Below are 1,915 nucleotides of genomic sequence, written 5' to 3' on the forward strand. Positions count from 1 at the left end.
GCGCAGCAGTCGCATGTTGATGCGGAGCGTTACGAAGAGATGTATGCGCGTTCGGTTTCGGATCCCGAGGGGTTCTGGGCGGAGCAGGCGCAGCGTCTGGACTGGATGAAGGCCCCGACCGAGATCAAGAACACGGATTTCACGCTGGGCCAGGTCAAGATCGAGTGGTTCCGCGACGGCACGCTGAACGTGGCGCAGAACTGCATCGACCGCCATCTGGACAAGCGCGGCAACCAGACCGCCATCATCTGGGAACCCGACAGCCCCGAGGAACAGGCCCAGTCGATCACCTACAACGACCTGCACCGCCGCACCTGCCGCATGGCCAACGTGCTGGAATCGCTTGGGGTTCGCAAGGGCGACCGGGTCATCATCTATCTGCCCATGATCCCCGAGGCCGCCTATGCCATGCTGGCCTGTGCCCGCATCGGCGCGATCCATTCCATCGTCTTCGCGGGCTTTTCGCCCGACGCTCTGGCCGCGCGGGTCAACGGCTGTGACGCCAAGCTCATCATCACCGCCGACGAAGCCCCCCGCGGTGGCCGCAAGACGCCGCTGAAAACCAATGCCGACAAGGCCTTGCTGCACTGCAAGGACACGGTCAAATGCCTTGTGGTCAAGCGCACCGGAGGTCAGACCACATGGGTCGACGGCCGCGATTTCGACTATAACGAGATGGCGCTGGAGGTGTCGGACTACAGCCAGCCCGTCGAGATGAACGCCGAGGATCCGCTGTTCATCCTCTACACCTCCGGTTCGACCGGCCAGCCCAAGGGCGTGGTCCACACCACCGGCGGCTATCTGACCTATGCCGCGCTGACGCAGGAGGTGACCTTCGACTATCACGAGGGGGACGTCTATTGGTGCACCGCCGATGTCGGCTGGGTCACCGGGCACAGCTATATCGTCTACGGCCCGCTGGCCAATGGCGCCACAACGCTGATGTTCGAAGGCGTGCCGACCTACCCGGACGCCAGCCGTTTCTGGCAGGTCTGCGAAAAGCACAAGGTCAACCAGTTCTACACCGCGCCCACCGCGATCCGCGCGCTGATGGGACAGGGAGACGATTTCGTAACGAAATGCGATCTAAGTTCGTTGCGCATCCTTGGCACCGTGGGCGAACCGATCAACCCCGAGGCATGGAACTGGTACAATGACGTGGTGGGCAAGGGCCGCTGCCCGATCGTCGACACATGGTGGCAGACCGAAACCGGCGGCCACATGATGACCCCCCTGCCCGGCGCCCATGCGACGAAACCGGGCGCGGCGATGCGGCCTTTCTTCGGCGTACAGCCGGTGGTTCTGGACCCGCAGTCCGGGGTCGAGATCGATGCCGTCCCGACCGAGGGCGTGCTGGCGATCAAGGACAGCTGGCCGGGCCAGATGCGCACCGTCTGGGGCGACCATGAGCGGTTCGAAAAGACCTATTTCTCGGACTACAAGGGCTATTACTTCTCCGGAGACGGCTGCCGCCGCGATGCCGACGGCGATTTCTGGATCACCGGCCGCGTCGACGACGTGATCAACGTCTCGGGGCACCGGATGGGCACGGCCGAGGTGGAATCGGCGCTGGTGGCGCATGAAAAGGTCGCCGAGGCGGCGGTTGTGGGCTACCCGCATGAGATCAAGGGACAGGGCATCTATTGCTACGTGACCCTGATGAACGGCGTCGAGCCGACAGAGGAGCTGCGCAAGGAACTGCGCAGCTGGGTCCGCACGGAAATCGGCCCCATCGCCAGCCCCGACCTGATCCAATGGGCCCCCGGCCTGCCGAAAACACGCTCCGGCAAGATCATGCGCCGCATCCTGCGCAAGATCGCCGAAAACGACTACGGATCCCTCGGTGACACATCAACACTCGCAGACCCGACCGTCGTCGATGACCTCATCCAAAACAGAATGAACAAGGCGTAAG

1 protein-coding gene is annotated in these 1,915 nt (G+C 63.4%); it reads left to right on the forward strand.

Annotation, left to right across the window (positions count from 1 at the left end; genetic code table 11):
• On the forward strand, positions 1 to 1,914 hold a 1,914-nt coding region (acs, locus tag KJP30_RS24805; protein WP_218452240.1), incomplete at its 5' end, for an acetate--CoA ligase.
• Between the last annotated feature and the right edge of the window lies 1 nt (position 1,915).

The organism is Antarctobacter sediminis (assembly GCF_019218285.1).
GTDB lineage: Bacteria > Pseudomonadota > Alphaproteobacteria > Rhodobacterales > Rhodobacteraceae > Antarctobacter > Antarctobacter sediminis.